General features: G+C 63.3%; 17 protein-coding genes. 9 read left to right on the forward strand and 8 right to left on the reverse strand.

The window, feature by feature from the left end:
* Position 1: 1 nt before the first annotated feature.
* Together asnB and nadE are read left to right on the forward strand one after the other, a co-directional pair.
* Positions 2-1,996, forward strand: coding sequence for an asparagine synthase (glutamine-hydrolyzing) (gene asnB / locus CKO25_RS02870; protein ID WP_200386427.1), 1,995 nt, complete (start codon positions 2-4; stop codon positions 1,994-1,996).
* A gap of 17 nt (positions 1,997-2,013) precedes the next feature.
* Positions 2,014-3,000, forward strand: coding sequence for an NAD(+) synthase (nadE, locus tag CKO25_RS02875; RefSeq protein WP_200386428.1), 987 nt, complete (start codon positions 2,014-2,016; stop codon positions 2,998-3,000).
* Positions 3,001-3,048: 48 nt separating this feature from the next.
* On the opposite strand, the gene CKO25_RS02880 is transcribed toward nadE, so the two are convergent.
* From CKO25_RS02880 to CKO25_RS02890, 3 genes are all read right to left on the reverse strand, one after another.
* Positions 3,049-3,900, reverse strand: a complete 852-nt coding sequence (locus CKO25_RS02880; protein WP_200386429.1) for a hypothetical protein — start codon at positions 3,898-3,900, stop codon at positions 3,049-3,051.
* A 90-nt stretch (positions 3,901-3,990) separates the two neighbouring features.
* Positions 3,991-4,287 (reverse strand): YMGG-like glycine zipper-containing protein, encoded by a 297-nt coding sequence (locus CKO25_RS02885; protein WP_200386430.1) that lies wholly within the window; start codon positions 4,285-4,287, stop codon positions 3,991-3,993.
* 275 nt (positions 4,288-4,562) lie between these two features.
* On the reverse strand, positions 4,563-6,005 hold the full coding sequence (locus CKO25_RS02890) for an aldehyde dehydrogenase family protein (RefSeq protein ID WP_200386431.1): 1,443 nt from the start codon (positions 6,003-6,005) through the stop codon (positions 4,563-4,565).
* 230 nt (positions 6,006-6,235) lie between these two features.
* Between CKO25_RS02890 and smc the strand changes: the two genes are divergently transcribed.
* The 5 genes from smc to CKO25_RS02915 all read left to right on the forward strand — a co-directional run bounded on the left by smc (position 6,236) and on the right by CKO25_RS02915 (position 14,206).
* Complete coding sequence (gene smc / locus CKO25_RS02895; RefSeq protein ID WP_200386432.1) at positions 6,236-9,739, forward strand: chromosome segregation protein SMC; 3,504 nt, start codon at positions 6,236-6,238, stop codon at positions 9,737-9,739.
* Between the two features lie 165 nt (positions 9,740-9,904).
* The gene (gene zipA, locus CKO25_RS02900; RefSeq protein ID WP_200386433.1) at positions 9,905-10,606 is read left to right on the forward strand and encodes a cell division protein ZipA; all 702 of its coding nucleotides are present in this window, start codon (positions 9,905-9,907) and stop codon (positions 10,604-10,606) included.
* A complete protein-coding gene (ligA, locus tag CKO25_RS02905) occupies positions 10,603-12,933 on the forward strand; it encodes an NAD-dependent DNA ligase LigA (RefSeq protein WP_200386630.1) in 2,331 nt (776 codons plus the stop codon). The genes zipA and ligA overlap by 4 nt, the downstream gene beginning before the upstream one ends.
* A 198-nt stretch (positions 12,934-13,131) precedes the next feature.
* Positions 13,132-13,404 (forward strand): segregation and condensation protein A, encoded by a 273-nt coding sequence (locus CKO25_RS02910; protein ID WP_200386434.1) that lies wholly within the window; start codon positions 13,132-13,134, stop codon positions 13,402-13,404.
* A 4-nt stretch (positions 13,405-13,408) separates the two neighbouring features.
* Positions 13,409-14,206, forward strand: a complete 798-nt coding sequence (locus tag CKO25_RS02915; RefSeq protein ID WP_200386435.1) for a carbonic anhydrase — start codon at positions 13,409-13,411, stop codon at positions 14,204-14,206.
* Positions 14,207-14,215: 9 nt separating this feature from the next.
* Here CKO25_RS02915 and CKO25_RS02920 read toward each other — a convergent pair whose 3' ends face one another.
* A complete protein-coding gene (locus CKO25_RS02920) occupies positions 14,216-15,160 on the reverse strand; it encodes a glucosamine inositolphosphorylceramide transferase family protein (protein WP_200386436.1) in 945 nt (314 codons plus the stop codon).
* Between CKO25_RS02920 and CKO25_RS02925 the strand changes: the two genes are divergently transcribed.
* A complete protein-coding gene (locus CKO25_RS02925) occupies positions 15,159-15,305 on the forward strand; it encodes a hypothetical protein (RefSeq protein ID WP_200386437.1) in 147 nt (48 codons plus the stop codon). The two genes, CKO25_RS02920 and CKO25_RS02925, sit on opposite strands and share 2 nt — an antisense overlap.
* Positions 15,306-15,314: 9 nt before the next feature.
* On the opposite strand, the gene CKO25_RS02930 is transcribed toward CKO25_RS02925, so the two are convergent.
* The 3 genes from CKO25_RS02930 to CKO25_RS02940 all read right to left on the reverse strand — a co-directional run bounded on the left by CKO25_RS02930 (position 15,315) and on the right by CKO25_RS02940 (position 17,809).
* Positions 15,315-16,403 (reverse strand): hypothetical protein, encoded by a 1,089-nt coding sequence (locus tag CKO25_RS02930; protein WP_200386438.1) that lies wholly within the window; start codon positions 16,401-16,403, stop codon positions 15,315-15,317.
* 113 nt (positions 16,404-16,516) lie between these two features.
* Positions 16,517-17,365, reverse strand: a complete 849-nt coding sequence (locus CKO25_RS02935; protein WP_338115056.1) for a peptidylprolyl isomerase — start codon at positions 17,363-17,365, stop codon at positions 16,517-16,519.
* Between the two features lie 141 nt (positions 17,366-17,506).
* The gene (locus CKO25_RS02940) at positions 17,507-17,809 is read right to left on the reverse strand and encodes a YciI family protein (RefSeq protein WP_200386439.1); all 303 of its coding nucleotides are present in this window, start codon (positions 17,807-17,809) and stop codon (positions 17,507-17,509) included.
* 38 nt (positions 17,810-17,847) lie between these two features.
* Between CKO25_RS02940 and CKO25_RS02945 the strand changes: the two genes are divergently transcribed.
* Complete coding sequence (locus tag CKO25_RS02945) at positions 17,848-18,027, forward strand: hypothetical protein (RefSeq protein ID WP_200386440.1); 180 nt, start codon at positions 17,848-17,850, stop codon at positions 18,025-18,027.
* A 160-nt stretch (positions 18,028-18,187) separates the two neighbouring features.
* On the opposite strand, the gene CKO25_RS02950 is transcribed toward CKO25_RS02945, so the two are convergent.
* Positions 18,188-19,264 (reverse strand): DUF2914 domain-containing protein, encoded by a 1,077-nt coding sequence (locus CKO25_RS02950; protein WP_200386441.1) that lies wholly within the window; start codon positions 19,262-19,264, stop codon positions 18,188-18,190.
* Between the last annotated feature and the right edge of the window lie 3 nt (positions 19,265-19,267).

Genomic DNA, 19,267 nt, shown 5'->3' on the forward strand with positions numbered 1-19,267 from the left:
CATGTGTGGCGTGGTCGGCCAGGTCGTTGTCTCCGGCTCGACGCGCGTCGAGGAGTCCGAAATCCGCCAGATGCTTGCGATGATCCGGCATCGCGGGCCGGACGAGTTTGGAATCTATCTCGACCAGCAGGTTGGCCTCGGCAATGCACGACTGAGCATCATCGACCTCACGGGTGGGCAGCAACCGATCTCGAACGCCGATGACAGTCTCTGGATTCTCTACAATGGCGAGGTCTTCAATTTCCTCGAACTGCGCAGCGAGCTGACGCAGCGTGGCCATCGCTTTAAGACCCACTCCGATACCGAGGTCATTCTGCACCTCTTCGAGGAGTTTGGTCCGGCCTGCCTTGAGCGCCTGAATGGTCAATTCGCGATCGCCATCTGGGACCGTCGGCGCAAGGCACTCTTTCTCGCACGCGATCGTCTTGGTGTCCGACCACTCTTCTATACCCTGGTGGATGGCCTCCTTGTGTTCGCCTCCGAGGTGAAGGCCATTCTTGCGGTGCCACGGGTGACGGCGCGGATCCGTCCGTCGGCACTGATGCAATTGTTCACCTTCTGGTCGGTGCAACCGCCCCACACCATCTTCGAAGGCATTCAGGAACTCCCACCGGGTTGCTTTCTGATGGCCGAGTCCGGCACGGTGACGGTTCAGCGCTATTGGGAGTTGGATTTCCCCGTCGCGGCGTCGGCGTCACGAGCCTCGCACGCGGCCGAGGCCGAGGCGCTCGATCAACTGCGCCAGGGTTTGACCGATGCGGTCGCCCTGCGTTTGCGGGCCGACGTTCCCGTCGGGGCCTATCTGAGTGGTGGACTGGACTCCTCGATCATCGCCGCGCTGATTCGCCAGCGTGCCGGTCAGCGGCTGACGACCTTTTCGATCACGTTCGATGATCCTGATTTCGACGAAAGCGCCTATCAATTGCTGATGGCTCGGCATCTGGGCACGGATCATCAAGTCGTCCGGGCCACCCATGCCGATATTGGGCGGGTCTTCCCCGATGTCATCTGGCATACGGAGACTCCGGTGCTCCGTACGGCGCCCGCGCCGATGTTCTTGCTCTCGAAGTTGGTCCGCGACAATGGCTTTAAGGTGGTGCTGACGGGGGAGGGTGCCGACGAGTTCCTCGCTGGCTATGATCTCTTCCGAGAGGCCAAGGTCCGTCGCTTCTGGGCACGGCAGCCCGACTCGCTGATGCGTCCATTGTTGCTGAAACGGCTCTATCGCTTCGTCAGTCAGTGGGACGATGGCGCCTTCGCCTTTCAGAAGGCATTTTTCAAGCGTGGACTGACCGAAACCGATGCCCCGGACTATTCGCATCGGATTCGCTGGCAGACGACGCGTCGCGCGTTTCGTTTCCTCAATCCGGACGCGCTGGCGCCGGACCGGATGGGGACGGTTCCGCTGGACCTCGGTTGCATCTCCTATCCGGCGGGATTCACCGACTGGTCGCCCTTGGCTCAGGCCCAGTACCTGGAGATCAAGACCTTCCTGTCTCCTTATCTGCTGTCCTCGCAAGGCGACCGGATGGGGATGGCGCATTCTGTCGAGGGGCGTTTCCCGTTCCTCGATCATCGGCTCGTCGAACTCTGCAATCGGCTACCGGATCAACTGAAGCTGCGCGGCATGACCGAGAAATATCTGCTCAAGACGCTTGGCCAGACACTGTTGCCAAGCGAGGTGTTCACTCGGCTCAAACGCCCGTTCCGTGCGCCTATTCAGAAGAGCTTCTTCGGTGAGACGAGCCCGGACTACGTTCGAGACCTGCTGTCGCCGCAAGCAATCGCGGCAGCGGGCCTCTTTCAGCCCAAAGCAGTGCAGCTCTTGGTCGACAAAGTCGCCGCCGGGGCGCGTTTGGGAGAAACCGATGAAATGGCCCTGGTGGGAATGTTGTCGACCCAACTCCTCCACCAGCGCTTTATCCAGGATTTCCAAATGCCGCCACCCTTGTCCAGTCATGACCGGGTGAAGATTCACCGCGCTGACAGGCCCTAGCTCCGCAGGAGAGAACCGTGGAATTCAACAAAAACATACTCGATATCGATCCGGCCGAGGAAACCGAGCGTCTCGTCAAGTGGCTCAAGCAATCGGTCCAGCAGCGTCTCCGTCGCACCGGTGCGATCGTTGGCTTAAGTGGTGGGATCGACTCCTCGACCGTTGTGGGTCTTTGCGCCCGTGCTTTTGGGCCCGAACGCGTCGTTGCGATCCTGATGCCGGATCAAGATTCAGATGGTCAGAGTGAGATATTCGCCCAAAAGGTCGCCGATCGCTTCGGGATCAAGACCATCCATCATGAGATCACCGAAGCGGTGAAAGGCTTTGGCGGTTACGACCTGCGCGATGCGGCCATCCGCGCCGTCTTTCCGGAATACGACCCCGCGGCGGGCTACAAGGCGAAGATTGTCCTGCCGAGCAATCTCCTCGAAGACAACTCGCTCAATGTGTTCTCGGTCACCATCGTCACGCCCGCTGGAGAGGAGAAGAGCAAGCGGCTGAATCCGCGTGAATACTTGCAAATCGTTGCGGCCTCCAATCTGAAACAGCGGAGTCGTATGGCAACCCTGTACTATCACGCTGAGTCCCGTAACTACGCGGTCGTTGGAACCTCCAACAAGAACGAACATGATCAAGGATTTTTGGTCAAGTACGGCGATGGCGGGGTCGACATCCAACTGATTGCACATCTCTACAAGACCCAGGTCTATCAACTTGCCGCCTACTTGGGGGTGCCGCAAGAGGTCCAGGATCGCACCCCAACCTCCGACACCTACAGCGCCCATCAGACACAGGAAGAATTCTTCTTCCGCTTGCCCTTCGCAACCATGGATCTGCTCTGGTATGCCCAGGAGCACGGGATCCCTGCCGAACAGGTGGCCGAGGTCATGGATCTCACCGTCGCCCAGGTCCAGCGGGCTTACGCCGATTTCGTCCAGAAACATCGCTCCACCGAATACCTGCGGCTGCCCTCACTGAAATGGGGCGATACGTCCACGAACTGAGTGAGCGCGTCGGCCGAGCCCTCGAATGGAGGTCTCCAGGCGGTGCGCTCAGCGCGTGACGATCACCTCTTCGATGTCGAGATAGCGCTGGCGCTGGTCGATGATGTGCGCGAGGAGGGGCTCGAGGTCCGGATGCTTGAGGCGTTCTCGGTCGATCCCTTCGCAGCGGCCGAACAGGGCCTGGCGCAAATGCTCACAGGACTGGACTTGCGCGAGCACATCGTTCAACAGCCGATGGACCTCTTGGCGTGTTGGGGTGGCATCGATCCCTTCGAACAACTGATTCAGTGCGGTCAATAAGCCGATTGCGTCGGAACGCAGTCCAAACGCACCCGGTGTCATGAGCAGCCGCCGCTCGGAAACGCGGCCGACCCAGACGCGAAAGCTCTCCTGCTGCAGGGCGGGATACAGCGGCGTTTCACTGATCAGGAACAGCAACAGATGTCGCGGATTGGCGATATAGGGTGCATCGCCAACGTGCCAGCAGCGGTCTCGAATCAGACGATGGATGCGGATCTGCTCGCGGAAATCGGCGGTTTGGAGTTGGTCGAGGATGAGCGTGGTTGACTCGGCTTCGCTGAGTGCGCAAGCCTCGCTCACGACGTCATCGAAGGGCTCGACCGCAGGTTCATGACGGCCGTACGCATCCGTGCTCGAGGGTAGGATCACCGCCGGAGTGGGTGGGTGGCGGTCTGAAAAATCGTGATAGAGGATGTGGCGACTGTTCAGGGCGCGTGCGAGCGCCATCGCAAAGGACGTCTTGCGTCGCTCACCGTCACCCTGGATGCTGAGGGTTCGCAGACGATCCCGGGTGGCTGCCAGAAGACAGCGCACCTGGAAATCGTAGTCGTCATTCGATTCGAATCCGTGTTCAGCCATGGTCTCACGCAAGCTGCTCATGGCCGTTACGTCGATGTCGATCAACCGTTCCTGGTGGAGGTGCGAACCGGCGAAAACCTCCGCGGCGCGGAGGCGAGAGTGGAACGGCTATTAATAGCGGGTTGACTGCTGCTGTTGCGCCGCGCGCGCCCGCTGTGCTTCCCAGAGTTCGCGATCGCGCTGTTGTTGCAGTTCCTTTTCATTCTGGTCGTAGGCAAAGGCGCCGAGCGCGCCGACACCGGCGCCGATCAGGGCGCCACGGCCGGCATTCGCACTCAGCGAGCCAATGGCGGCGCCGGTTGCAGCGCCTGCCGCGGCACCCGTCGTGGTGCGGGATGCGGTGGTGGTCCCACAGCCGATCAGTGCGGCAGAGGCCAGGGTTACGAGGAGTAGGGTTGCAATCTTCATTCTGACGTCTCCATGGCGAGGGCCCGCTTGGGGGCCTCTTGGGTTGGCCACCCCTGAATCAGGCATCCGGAATGCCCAGGGTGTGGTCCAACCATTGTGATGATCCGGCTCGGTCAAGGTTCCCGATGGCCTGATCCCGTGGTCCGCCAATCCGGTTATCAACGCGATCCCGACCGCCGCTGTCCGTCCCTCAGAACGGCCGTACGGAATGGAGATTGCGCTGTCGGGTTGGCTCTCGTGCGGCTGGACAAAATTTATGCGGGTCCATGCGTCCATCACAACCCGGTCGATCTGAGGACAAGCATCTTTTCGATCTGCATCTCACGAAAACTGTAAGGGATGCCGCCCGTGCCAAGCCCCGATTGTCGCAGACCAGCGAATGGCATCCAATCGACGCGGAATGCCGTGTGGTCATTGATCATGACAGCGGAGGCATCGAGTCGAGTCGCCGCGCGTAATGCGGTGCCGAGATCCTTAGTGAAGACGGCCGCTTGAAAGGCATAGGGCAAGGCGTTGGCCCGCTGAATCGCGCGATCTAGGTCATCGTAGTGGTAGACCGCGATGACCGGACCGAAGATCTCCTGGGTGCTGACGCGTGCCCCATCTGGCGGATCCACCAAGACGGTCGGAGCATAGCAGGTCTCGGTCAAGGTGTCCCCGCCGCAGAGGAGCCTGGCGCCGCCGTGAACGGCTTCCTGAACCCAGGCATGGACACGCTCGGTTTCAGCTGGGCGAATCAGCGGGCCAATATCGGTCGCTTCGCTGAGGGGATTGCCGACGCGCATGCTGAGTCCAGCCCCAGCGAGTGCTTGGGCCAGGGGCTCGGCAATGACCCGATCGGCGAACACGCGCTGCACCGAGACGCAGACCTGCCCAGCGTGATAGAACCCCCCCTTGGCGAGTGCTGGCACCACCTCATCGAGATCGACGCGTCGATCGACGATCACGGGAGCGACCCCACCATGCTCGAGCGTGCAGCGGGTGCCGGGCGCGATTCGCGAACGCAGATGCCAGCCCACGCGGGCACTACCGATAAAGGTCAACAGGGCGACCCGGGGATCCGTCGCCAGTGCCTCGGCGGTTGCGATCTCGTCCGTGATCAAGGCCTGCGCCCAACCCGCGGGCAGGCCGGCCTCGCGCAGCAGATCAATGAAATGGAAGCAGGATAAGGGGGTCTCCTCGGCGGGCTTGATGATGACCGGGCAGCCGGCGGCGACCGCCGGGCCGACCTGATGTACGACCAGGTTCAGCGGATGATTGAAGGCACTGATGGCAACGACCGGGCCGATGGGTTCGTGGGTCGTGAAGGCGAGACGACCGGCCGATGCCGCGGTCGCACCCATGGGAACTTGTGCACCGCGTTCATTGCGCAGGAGTTCCGCACAGTTGTGAATCCCATCGATGGCCCGGGCGATCTCGATGCGCGAATCGCTGAGCGGTTTGCCGCCCTCGTGGGTCGCTTCGGTCGCGAGCCATTCGGCACGCTCCCGCATCAGTTCGGCGGTACGCTGCAGAATCGCCACGCGTGCGTGCGCCGGCAGCCAAGCGTCGCGGTCGCGAAAGAGGCCGATCGCGACCCGCAGTGCCGCATCGACACCAGCACGATCGACAACGTCGACTTTGGCGATGACACTCAGGTCGAAGGGGTTGCGAACCTGCAGGCGACCCGCGGACGGGACGGCTGCGGCGAGACGATGGGTGACGTGCGGCTCAGTCATGCGGCCTCGGTGTTCGCTGTGGAGTCTCCCCGGAGCGGACGCGGGGTGGGTAACCAAGCCGGCACTTGCGTGCTGCATGTTGTCTCAAGTTGACACCGGATACCTCAAAACATAGCAACGGGTGGTCCGGTGCGCAAGACGGAAGCGGTTGTGCATGCTGCCGGTGCGGGCGTGCTCTCGATGGATCCGGTTGCTTGTGCGGATGAATCGCCTTCCGGTATGTTGCCGGCATGCGTCTTGAAAAGATCCGACTTGCCGGCTTCAAATCCTTCGTCGATCCCACGACGGTCCGATTCCCGAGTAACCTCGTCGGTGTTGTCGGCCCTAACGGCTGCGGTAAATCCAACGTGATCGACGCGGTGCGTTGGGTGATGGGTGAAAGTTCAGCGAAAATGCTGCGCGGCGAATCCATGGCCGATGTCATCTTCAACGGCAGTTCTGGTCGGCAACCGGTCGGGGTGGCTAGCATCGAACTGGTGTTCGACAACACGGATGGGCGTGCCGGCGGCGCCTATGCCTCCTTCAACCAAATCTCAGTTAAACGGCAGGTCTCGCGCGATGGCCAATCCATCTATTCCCTGAATGGGTCGCGCTGCCGTCGCCGTGACATCCAGGACCTCTTTCTTGGGACCGGGCTTGGCCCGCGCAGCTACGCCATCATCGAACAAGGAATGATCTCGCGCATCATCGAGGCGCGTCCCGAGGATCTGCGCCTGTTCCTCGAGGAAGCGGCCGGGATCTCCAAGTACAAGGAACGGCGGCGCGAGACTGAGAGCCGGATGCGCCAGACGCGGGAGAACCTGGAGCGGCTTGATGATCTGCGGACCGAGGTGGGTCAGCAACTGCTGCATTTGGAACGGCAGGCCGCCGCGGCTGAACGCTACAGTCAGCTCAAGTCGGAGGAACGGCGTCTCGATCTGGAGTTGACGGCGTTGCGCTGGCGACAACTTGATGACGAGATCCAGACGCAGGAGCAAGGGCTTACCGAGGCACAGACCCGGCAAGCGGCGGCGGTGACTCGGCAGCGTCGGCTCGAAGCCGAAATCGAGGCGGGTCGCGCCGCCTATCAGGAGGCATCCGAAGACTTCAATCAGGTCCAGGGCCGCTTCTATGCGGTTGGCGCCGAGATCGCGCGTGCTGAACAGGCCATCCAGTTTGCGAACGAGACGCGTGGCCATCGTGAAGGCGAGCTGTTGCGGCTCGATCAGGAACTCAGCGAGACGACGGATCACGCGGAGCGCGATCAGCAGCGCTTGCAAGAGATCGACACCGGGCTGGCGGGTGATGAGCCCGCGCTCGATGAGGCGGAGTCAGCATTGGCTGAGGTGCTCACCCGGGTCCGGGGTGCCGAGACGCGGTTGCACGATTGGGAGACGGTCTGGGATGACTTCAGCCGTGAGGCGGCGGGGCCGATTGAGCAGGCGCAAGCAGCCCGTTCTCGCATCACCGGCCTGGAGCAGAGCGCACAGCGGGATCATGAGCGACTGCGGCGTCTCGATGACGAGGCGGCACACCGACAGGCGCTCGATCTCGATGACCAGCTCAAACCGCTCGCAGAGCAGGAAGCCGACCTGGACGCGGAGCGTGCAACCTTGGAGACGCGGCAAGCATGCCTAGACCAGACCCTCGCCACGCATGAAGCGCGGCGGGCGGCGGGTGTCTTGGAGCTCGATCGCACACGCACGGCCCTGCAAGAGTCCAGAGGCCGGCTCGCCTCGCTGCACGCGCTTCAGGAAGAGGCCTTGCGCGCGCAAGACCCGGCCGAGACCGACTGGTTGGAACAGCGCGGTCTCGCCGAGGCGCCGCGTCTCATCGATCAGCTCGAGGTGGATGCCGGCTGGGAGAACGCTCTCGAGGCGGTGCTCGGCGAGGCCCTGCACGCCCTCGGGACTGAGGATCTGGCCGCTGTGCTGGCCGATGGCCGCGATCCACCGCCGGGCTTGGTGCTCATCGAAACCAGCGATGAGGGGGGCCACTCGTCTCCGCCAACCGGCTGTTTGCGCGCGTACCTGCGGTGTCCTTGGCCGCTGGAGACTCTGATCGGCTCAGCGCGTCCCGTCGCCGATCTGCCCGCGGCCATGGCGATTCGGGCCACCTTGACCGGGAGCGAGCAGTTGGTTACGCCTCAGGGCGTGCGCGTGGGGCGCGACTGGTTGAAGACGCCATCCGTGCGTGTTGGCGGGGGCGCCATTGCGCGCGCCGAGTCGATCAAACAACTCTCCGATGAGATCAGCCAATACGAGGCTGAACTCAAGCGTCACGAGGAGGAGGGTGCGCGCCTGGGAGCGGAGCAGGCGCGGATGCGGACGGAGTGCGACGCGAACGCCCGACGTGGCCGCGAGATCGATCGACAACTCTCCGAGCTGAAGGCCGAGTTGGCGAGTCTGCGTGCGCAACGCGAGCATCGCCGTGAGCGGCTGCTGGCGCTGCAGGAGGAGCGCACCGAGTTGCAGGCGCGCATTGCCGAGACCCTCGAGGAGATCGAAGAGACGCGTGAGCAGCTCCACGAGGCACTCGATGCCGCCAATGTCTTGGCCACCCGCCGCGAGACGATGCAGGCGGAGCGCACGCGGCTGCGGGCCGAACTGGAGGCGGAGCGCGAACAGGAACGGTTGAGTCGCGAGCGTGGTCACGGGCTGCGGGTGCGGGTGGAGTCAAGCCGCGCGGCGCGCGCGGCGACTGTCCAGAGTCGCGCGCGGCTTGAGGAGCGGCGGGCCCTGCTCGATGCGCGGCGGCGTGAACTCCTGGAGGCCTTGGCAGCGGATCTCGACCCGCTTGCCGATCAGCGTGCGCGGCTCGACGAGCAACTCGCGCGGCGGGTCGAGGTTGAACAAGACCTGGCGCGCGCACGGACCCGTCTTGAGCAGTTGGACGCGCAGGTGCGAGCGCTTGAGCAGGAGCGGCAGCGGGTCGAACAGGCGGAGCAACTCAGTCGTCAGGAACTCGATCAACTGCGTCTGGCGCATCAGGAGCGGCTCGTGCGCCGCCAGACCCTGGTCGAGCAGCTCGCCGCGGCACAGCAGACGCCCAACGCGGTGCTGAACGGGATGGATCCGGCCGCCAACGAGTCCGTTTGGCAGGACGCGCTGGCGAAGACGAGCGCACGTATCCAGCGCTTGGGCCCGGTCAATCTCGCGGCGGTCGAGGAGTATCGGCAGCAGCGTGAGCGCAAGGCGTACCTGGATGCGCAGCACGAGGACATCAGTCACTCGCTTGATACCCTGGAACACGCGATCCGCAAGATCGACCGCGAGACGCGACACCGGTTTCGCGAGACCTACGAACAGGTCAACCAGGGCTTCCAACAGCTCTTCCCACGCCTCTTCGGCGGGGGGCAGGCGCGTTTGGAGCTCACCGACGAAGATCTCCTCGAGACCGGTGTCAGCGTCATGGCACGACCACCTGGCAAACGCAATGCGAGTATCCATCTGCTCTCAGGGGGGGAGAAGGCACTCACGGCCGTGGCGTTGGTGTTCGCGATCTTCGAGCTGAATCCGGCCCCCTTCTGTATGCTCGATGAGGTGGACGCGCCGCTCGACGAGGCGAATGTGGGACGCTTCTGTGAGTTGGTCCGCTCGATGTCGCAACGCGTGCAGTTCGTCTTCATCAGCCACAATAAAGTGACCATGGAGATTGCCGAGCATCTGCTCGGCGTGACCATGCATGAGCCAGGGGTCTCGCGTTTGGTTGCGGTCGATGTCAACGAGGCGGTGCGGCTCGCGGCCGTATCCTAGTGGTGGCGCACGTCGCGAGAGCGGTCCGGATCGGGTGTTCCCTGCGTGTGGTGAGGGCCGGCGGATGTCTGGATCGCGACGGAGCGCAATGCGGGCATACAGCGAGCGCCCGCATTGCTATACTCCACCCAATTTTTGAACGCTAGATTGACGCACACTGCCTGAATGGACGCCAATACGATTCGCATCATTCTGATCATCGTCGGAGCTCTTCTGATCATCGCCCTCTTCCTATGGGAGCGCAGTCGACGTGCCGAGGAGGAAGAGGATGGCGACTATGAGGAGTCAGACGCGCCCTATGGATTGGCGCAGGGCAAGCGCGAGCCGCGGGTCGGTGCGGTCACGGCCGTGACCGACCAGGCTGGGGCGGCGTCCGCGGTCTCCTCGGCGCACGCAGCCGAATCGGGCGAGCCGGAATCCAGGGCCGCGACCCCGGAGCCTTTGTTGATTCAGTTGAGCGTCAGTGCTCGGCGCGAACCCTTCGATGGACTCGAATTGATGGAGGTGGCCGAGTCCGTTGGGTTGCGCCCCGGGCGGATGGAGATCTTCCACTGTCTCGATGAGTTCGATGACGATACCCGCATCTACTTCAGCATGGCGAACATGGTGAAACCCGGAACCTTTCCGTTCCAGGAGATGACCACATTCAAGACCCCGGGGCTCATGCTGTTCGCACAGCTCGACGGGCGTCCGGAAGACATGACGATCCTTGAGGAGATGATCGCCACCGCGCGGAAGCTCGCAACCGATCTCGATGGCGTGGTGCTGGACGAAACCCGTCGGCCACTGACGGTGAACAAGGAAGAGATGATGCGTCAGGCTGTCCTCGAGCATGAACGGCGATGGACGACCAGCGGGACGCTCTGAGCGAACCCGATGCGGCGGGTCGGCGTGCCGCGCTGCTGCGCGAGCGGATCCGCTTCCACAACCACCGCTATTACGTGCTTGATGCCCCGGAGATCCCGGACAGCGAGTACGACCGGCTGTTTGCCGAGCTCCAGGGGCTCGAAGCGCGTCACCCCGAACTGATCACCCCGGATTCCCCGACCCAACGGGTTGGCGCGGCGCCGCTCGACTCCTTTGCCCCGATTCGGCATCGTGTCCCCATGATCTCGCTCGACAACGCCATGAGTGATGCCAAACTCGTGGAGTTCCATCAACGGGTGATCAAGCGTCTCGATGCCGCCGGGGAGACCATCTGTTATGTCGCTGAGCCCAAACTGGATGGCCTGGCGATCAATCTGCGCTATGAGCAAGGTATGCTCGTCCAAGCCGCAACCCGTGGTGACGGGGCCACGGGGGAAGAGGTGACGGCAAACATTCGCACCATCCAGAGCGTCCCACTGCGTCTGCGCGAGTCGGACTGGCCCGCGGTCGTGGAGGTTCGCGGCGAGGTCTACATGACCCGCGCTGGGTTCGAGCGCCTCAACCGGGAGGCGGCAGCGCGTGGAGAACGCCTCTTCGCCAACCCCCGCAACGCGGCCGCGGGGAGTCTGCGCCAACTCGATCCGCGCATCACGGCGACGCGACCCTTACGCTTCTGCTGCTATGGGTGGGGTGAACTCTCGCACGTGCCCGAGACCACGCAATTTGCCATGCTGCAGCGCCTTGCGAGTTGGGGGATCCCGATTTCGCGGGAACTGCGCCAGGTCGCGGGTCTCGATGGCTGCCGCACCTACTTCGATGCGCTCCAGGCGCGCCGCGAGCGTTTGGGTTACGACATCGACGGTGTCGTCTTCAAGGTTGATCGGCTCGCGGACCAGGTGCAACTCGGGGCAACCGTGCGACACCCCAACTGGGCGATCGCACGGAAGTTTCCAGCCACTGAGGTGCTCACGCAGGTTGCAGCGATCGAGTTCCAGGTTGGGCGCACGGGGGCGGTGACGCCAGTGGCACGGCTTCGGCCCGTGCCAGTCGCCGGGGTGACGGTCGCGAATGCCACCCTCCACAACTTCGATGAGATCCTGCGCAAGGATGTTCGTGTCGGTGACACCGTGGCGGTGCGCCGGGCAGGCGACGTCATTCCAGAGGTCGTGGCTGTGGTCCTGGAGCAGCGTCCGAGCGGGACCGTGCCGGTGCGACTTCCATCGCATTGTCCGGTGTGTGGTGCGGACGTGATCCGCGTGCCGGGTGAGGTGGTAGCGCGCTGTTCGGGTGGTCTCTATTGTCCGGCGCAACGGAAACAGGCCATTCGCCACTTCGCTTCACGCCGCGCCATGGATATTGAGGGACTGGGTGAGAAACTCATCGATCAGTTGGTCGATCTGGACCTGGTGCGCGAGCCAGCCGACCTCTATCGGCTCAACGTGGAACAACTTGCGGGACTCGACCGGATGGGCGGGAAGTCAGCCGCGAACCTCATCGATGCGTTGGCGCGCAGTCGCTCAACGACCTTTGCCCGCTTCATCTACGCGCTGGGAATCCCTGATGTTGGGGAGGCCACCGCCACCGCACTCGCGACGCAGTTTCGAGTGCTCGATGCGTTGCAGCAGGCGCGTGAGGCGGATTTCGTTCGCGAACGGGGCGTGAAGGGGGTCGGGCGCGAGACGGCGACCATCTTGCACCGTTTCCTGGCCGAGCATCCTGCTCTCGAGGTCGCGGTGGAGACCCCAGGCGAGCTGGCCACTTGGTTGGCCGAACGCAATCTTCCGGGACTGACGGTGGCGCGGGCGCAGCGGCTTGCCGATGCCTTCGGTCGCTTCGAGGCCTTACGAACGGCCGATCAAGAGGATCTCTACTGGAACAGCACGCGCTTGGTCGAAGGAATCGGCCCCATCGTTGCCGCGAAGATTGCCGGCTTCTTCGCGCAGGAACACAACCGCGAGGCGATCGCCCGACTCATCGCAGCAGGTATCCACTGGCCTGATCCAGGACCCACGGAGCGCTCCTCAGCGTCGTCCGGGGAGACACCTCAACCGCTCGCTGGGCAGTCGGTCGTGATCACCGGGGTCTTGAGTCAGCCACGTGATGAGATTGCCCAATGGCTGCGCGCGGCCGGGGCGAAGGTGACCAGTAGTGTTTCGGGGCAAACCGATTATCTGATTGCGGGTGAGGCCGCGGGGTCGAAGCTCGCCAAGGCGCGGACACTCGGGGTCAGGGTGCTCGATGAGTCCGCGCTCCTGCGACTGCTCGGGCGCATGGGCGATGCATCCGTCTCCATCGCTCGGCAGGGTGTGGATCCAGGCGCTGAATGAGGTGCGGCGAGCGGTGTCATCCAGGCTAGTCAAGGTGTCATGGACGGATGGTTGGATGACCGCGCCGCGGAGGCGGATCTTGGTCTGCTGGGGACGGATGTGTTTCGATCGGGACCCGCTACCCCCACCTTGATCCCATTTGATGTCCTACCCACCAACCCCAGCCACTGAGCGACGCGAGACAACCGAGGTTTTGCCATGAACGACCTGAGTCAAGAGCAGCAGATCCTGATCGCCATGCGGCACACCCTGTCTGCGATCATTCGTGACATCACGCCACCGCCTGGGATGCGCCATCCGCTCTCTGAGGGTACGATCGAAGATGTGCGGCAGTGTCTCGGCCTGATCGCGGCACGTGAAAAAGAACTGGCCGATGCGCAGGGACGCGGTGGGGAGCGGCCCTATTACGCCGATGCGCCACAGCCCGCGCAGGTGGTCCCAATCGCGGGTATCAAAAAACGAGGAGGGTGAAGCCATGGGCGACGGACGATGTGGTGGAGTGAGCGGGACGCGGCATGAGCGGGTCGCGCTGCTCGGAGGCGGTGCAATCCTGACATTGGCATTCCTCTCACCGTCGGTCGCCGAGACGCCGAATTGGTCCTATACGGGGGCAACCGGCCCGGCCCACTGGGGAGAACTCAGCCCGCTCTACGCGACCTGTGCGCAGGGTACGTACCAATCCCCGATCGCGATTGAGGAGACGCAGCGCGCGAGCTATACACCGCTCCAGTTTCGCTACCGATCGCAACTGCTTGAGGCTGAAAACACGGGTCATACCGTTCGACTGATCTCGCCTCCCGGGAGTGCCTTGGTGGTGCGCGGCCAGGCCTTCGACTTGACCCATTTCACCTTCCATGTGCCCGCCCTGCATCCGGTGAGCGGTGTCGCGGCCGAGGGAGAGATCCACCTCGTGCATCGCGACGCACAGGGAAACCAAACGATTGTGGCCGTTCCCTTACGCGTCGGAGAGCGCGAGAACCGGATTCTCGAACGCATCCTCGACCACTTTCCCATGACGCCCGGAAGCCGAGTTCGGCATCGGCAGGTTGGCATCAACCCACTGTTTCTCTTGCCTCAAGATCGCAGTTACTACCGTTACACCGGATCGCTGGTCACGCCACCTTGCACCGAACCGGTGCTGTGGTTCGTTTTTCGCGAACCGCTCGAGGTCAGCGCCGCGCAGATTCAGCGTATCGCGCAAGCGACCGGCGAGAACGCGCGCCCGGTCCAGCCACTCAACGGGCGACCGGTTTTCTCCCTCTTCCGCTACTGATGGCGTTGCTTAGGTGAAGGCGATCCTGTACCCCTCGTCATCGATCAGACGCTGTGCGTCCAGGACGAGCACGCCTGCATGGCGATCGAGGTGGTGCAGGCCACGCCACCCCCCCAGCGCGGGACCCGATCCGGACCAGATCCGCTGTTCGCGATAGACCTCAGGGGTGAGGTGGTCGATCCGATTCAATCCCAATCCATAGCCATAATGGGGCACGCAGTCCTGACTCGGTCGGACCAGCCTGCCGTGGGCGTCGGGTAGGATCCGCCCCGCCGGTCGCCCGCGCGAGAAGTCGCGGACGATGGGATTGCCCGCATGCGGTATCCAGTGGCGACTCAGCGGCGAGTCGGCGTGAAATGCGTAGAGTGACTCGTTCATGCGAATGCGGCCCTGATGCGCGGCACACATCAGCCACCACCGCCCCGCGTGCGCGAAGAGTGTGGCATCCGCGGCCTCGATGTTGGTCAAGAGGCTGTGACGACGGACCCATCGATCAGGGAAACGCTCGCATTGATACAGATCGACACAGCGACTCTGCGCACTCTCGGGAACCATGAAGAGGTCCCCACCAAAGTCGAACAAAAACGGGTAGGACAGATGGCGATCCTCGGCCAAAACGGTTTGCGCCTCGCCGCGCGGCTGCAAATCATCGCCGAGCGGGAGCACACTGATCTGTCCGATCGCGCGCGCGCGCGGATACTCCTCGACAAACAACCACCAGCGTCCATCACGACGCCACAGAAAGGGGTCGGCCCAGAAGCGATCCGGTGGCGGTAGGATCGGCTGCAAGCGGGCTGGATCGGGAATCCATGGTGTCGTCGGATTCTCCGGTCCAATGAGTAGGAACCATTGGGCCCAAGCCGTTTGTTGTTCGCGCCGCGCGGTCCGTTTCCCACGCGCCCGCGCAAGCTTCTGTTGCAGTCGGCGGACGGTCGTTAGGAGTGAAGTCCACATGGGATCACGCGCAGACCCTGAACCGGGGAAGATCGATGGGTTGGGTGCCTGGCCTCATGATCTCGATGCAGACCACTGGGTCGACCATGTCTTGCCCTGTTGGCTGAACGGCATGCCGGCTGGCGGCCTGGCGCGCGCGGGATGATTAGGCTGCTCAACCGCCATCGCCGTCACCCTGGGTCACGTAGAGTGGTTCCGCCACCGCCGGGAGATGGCGTGCCAGGATCGGCCCTGGGCGTCCAGACTTGCTCAACTTGGGGGTGAATCCGAGCGCTCCGACCAGGCTGGTGAGCGCGGCGTCGCTGACGAAGATTTCGGCCCGCTCAACCCGCTCACGCCGCAGTTCGTGCAGCGCGGCGGCGAACAGGGAGGCGCGCGCACGCTGGTCCTCGGGTGCCGTCAGCAGATCCAGGATCTTCCCGCGGCGACGCCGTCCCTGGTCGAACGCCCGCACCACGCAATAGCCACGCAGCGTCTGCCCGTCGCTGACCGTTAGGACATGATGCCCACCATCTGGATGATCTCGATAGCGCCAATTCAGCAAGCGGGCGTCACGCTGGCAGATGGCGGGGTAACGCTGAACAACGCGCTGCCACAGTTGATCAAAGCGCGCATCGAAGTCGCCGAGATGTGGTTCGACAGGCAACTCAGGTCTCGGCCAAGGCCCCATCGCCTGTTCGATCAGGGCGCCGGTGAGATCACCGAGTTGGGTGCCTAGCACACGTGCGATGGGATGACGGAGGGTGATACGGCGATGGAATCCGCCACTTTGAGCAACCGGAGCGAAGCCGACGCGCTCCCCGATTCTGGCCATGGGGTCGGCGACATGCTTGCCGAGTTGGATGGGACCGGCGGCTGGATGGTCGAAAAGCGCGGCAGCGATGCCGCGCGACAGATTGGGAACCTGGTCTGAATCCATGACGGGCTGAGCCGTGCGCTTGTGCTCGCGCAGGGCCTGGCGAGTCAAACCCCAGTGCACCAGGACATCGACGAACCACCAGGCTTGACAGGGTGCACCATCGACGAAGAGCCCAGCCGGAATGGTTGCCAGGTTACCGATGAGATGCCCCCGCCACACGGCGACGACGCCCCGATAGCCGGGTCGCTCCAGGCGTGGATCCTGGTGCCATTGCCAATCCCAGAGCCGCTCAGCCCGGCGCGCTGGCGCGACGCCATAGACCTCTTCCATCCGTTCCAGGATTTGGCCCCGATCTCCCTCGGTCCCGAGTCTGATCTCGATCATCGTGCGATGGTTAGCGTCGCCAAAACCTCGTCTCAGCGTGCCCCGCCGCGCGTGCGATGGGGCTGAATAGACCCTGGAAGCATCGGCAGCGGAGCGGGGCGATGACGCGACCCTTACTCGTCCTTGGGAGAGAACTTCACAACATCTTCATTCAATTCCACCATGGCGTTATCGCGCATCTCGATCAATTGATCGCCCAAGGCTTGACGTTTGAGGATGACGACGAGCTGCGGTCTCGCTTCCTCATAGCTGGGTGGCTGGGCCTCGCGGGATTCCTGGAGTTCGATGACGTGCCATCCGAATTGGGTCTGCACAGGCTCCTTGGTAAAGGTTCCAGCCTCCATCGCGACGACGGCTTCCGAGAACGGCGCGACCATTTGGTTGGCATCGAACCAATCGAGTTCACCGCCATTTTTTCCGGTGGGCCCGAGGGAGTGCTTGCGGGCGAGGTCACCAAAATCCGCGCCACCCTCGAGTTCCTGGATCAACTCCTTCGCCTCGTCCTCTTCCTTCACGAGGATGTGACGCGCCTTGTACTCGGTGCGCGCGACGTTGGCTTTGATCTCTTCGTAGGCCTGCTTGAGTTGATCCTCCGACGGTTCGATTTCCATGCCCATGGAGGCAAGGGCCGCATTGGAGAGCACCTTCATGCGGTGGAGCTCGATGGCGACCGCCACCTGCGGGTCGTCCTCGAGTTGCCGGCGCGCGGCCTCCTGAGAGGCGACGATCAGACTCATGAAGTCATTGAAGGCCTGTTCTTGCAATTCGGCCGAACTTTCGCCCTGGTTCTGTTGCAGCCGCTCGAGATAGAAGAGTCGAAACAGATCGAGCGAATAGGGCGTGCCGTTTACCGTGGCAATGGCCACGTCACCGCTCAGCGGTTCGGCCGTATCCTCGGCAGAGCAGGCTGTAGCCGTCATGAAGGCAATAAGAATCAATGGGATGCGTTTGATGTTCATCATCTAATATGGTTCCATTCTCGAAATGATTGGTCTTCCAGGTGGCGTGTGATGAGCGGACGTGCAGGCCGCTTTGGCGCCCTTGATGCCAGCCAGCGGCGCAAGCAGCCCGCCATCTTGAGGGCCGATCGCGGGATCCAAGCCTCAAGCAGGAAACACGCGCTTGAACGGTTTGACCTGGACGTTGCGGTAGACCCCGGCCGTGACGTAAGGATCCGCGGCGGCCCACTCTTCGGCCGCGGCAAGGCTGGGAAATTCCGCAACGATCAGGGATCCGGTGAAACCCGCCGCTCCAGGATCGGGGCTGTCGATCGCCGGGTGAGGACCGGCGAGCACCAGACGACCGGCGTCTTGCAGGCCTTCCAAGCGCTCGAGATGCCCGGGCCTGGCCTGAAGACGGCTGCTCAGACTGTCTGGGTTGTCGACGGCGATGATGGCATAGAGCACGTCAATCGGCCTCCAATGGGCGGGTTTGGTTCGTCGTGATGGCGAGCGCAATCGAAGGATCAGGCGATCACAAGGACAACGGGCTTGCCCATCATACCGAAGAGCTCGAAATTGACCCAGACTTCTTCGCAAGCCAATGGTCCGCAGGCGGCGCAAAGAGAACTAAAGATGCACGCGACCGCTTCAAGGCCGACCATCTGATTCTTGCCGAGGCCTGATCCGTGATCGGTTTCCGAGCGCGGTGGCTGAACTCGGTTGCCGACGGTATTGAGTGGCGTTGCGAGGCATCGAGCCGGGCTGCATCGAGTTGATTCGTGTCGCTGACGCCATCCAATGATGCCATGGGTGCGTCGTGAGCCGGTGCGCTTCGGCGCCGAGTCATAAGCGGAAGTCGATGCTCGCGAGCAGTTGTCCCGAGGCGTCGCGCAGCTCCGCTCGCCAGGTTCCCGTCATCCCCGGACCGAGACGCTTGGTGGAGTGACTGCGCCAACTGTCCGCGGTGACGGGCACGCGAATCCGCAGGACCTCCTCACCTTCGTACAGCCAGACATAGTGCAGTACATCGCCGCTCAGGCCGGTGACCTCGCTATACGAGGAGAGCTGTCGAGGCGGCTCGCCCATTGCCCTGAGGTCAGTGATCACGCCACGCGGTTCGCGCGCGACGACAGACCGTGCCAGCGCGAAACGTTCGACCGCGGCGGAGCGGATCTCGGTGCGCATCGATGAGGGTCCGAGTGGATTGATTGGCTGAGTCGTGGCGGTCCTGTCGGGTGCCCGTCGTGGTGCCTCGATCGTCCCGAGGCTCCGGGGGGGAGTGGCCGTGTCGGCTATCGCGGTGGCCTGGACCGGTTCTCGCGCCCGCGCGGCCTCGTCGCTCCCGGTCGTGGAGTCTCGCTCCCCGGTGTCCTCACTCGGGTCAGGCTGTGGCGCGACCGCGTCCTCTACTCCTGTGCCGGCGACGTCTGGAGTCCCGCGCATATCAGGCGCTGGAGCAGGTGTTTCGCCCACGGCGGCATTCCCCACATGTGGTGCGCTCCCGCCGGTCTGTGAGAGAGCGGAGTCGGCGCCCGCGCGCGTCACGGAATCGGCGGGGCCGGACAGTGGTGGGATCGCGGTGATTTCCTCACTGGGGATGCCGCCGGGCGCGGACGTCAGGCGCTCACCGAGCAGTTCGGGTGGTAACGCCCCCGGGTCCGGTGCCCGGCTTGGTTGCTCGGATGCGAGCGGCGGTGTGACGGGTTGCTCCCGCCGTGCGACCTCCTCACGATGGCTCGGTTCCAGGCTGGTCTCGGGGATGTCAAGAGGCGCCTTGGGGGTGAGCCAGGAGATGAGCGCGAAGACCAGCAGGACGATGGTCAGCAGCAGGACCGTGATCGCCCCAATGATGCGGTCCCAGTGATAGATGTATTGCGTCTTCGGCGTCGCGCTCGGCCGGGGTGCTGTCGTCTTGGGCATGGT

Origin of the sequence: Thiocapsa imhoffii (genome assembly GCF_016583985.1) — a bacterium.
Lineage (GTDB): Bacteria > Pseudomonadota > Gammaproteobacteria > Chromatiales > Chromatiaceae > Thiocapsa > Thiocapsa imhoffii.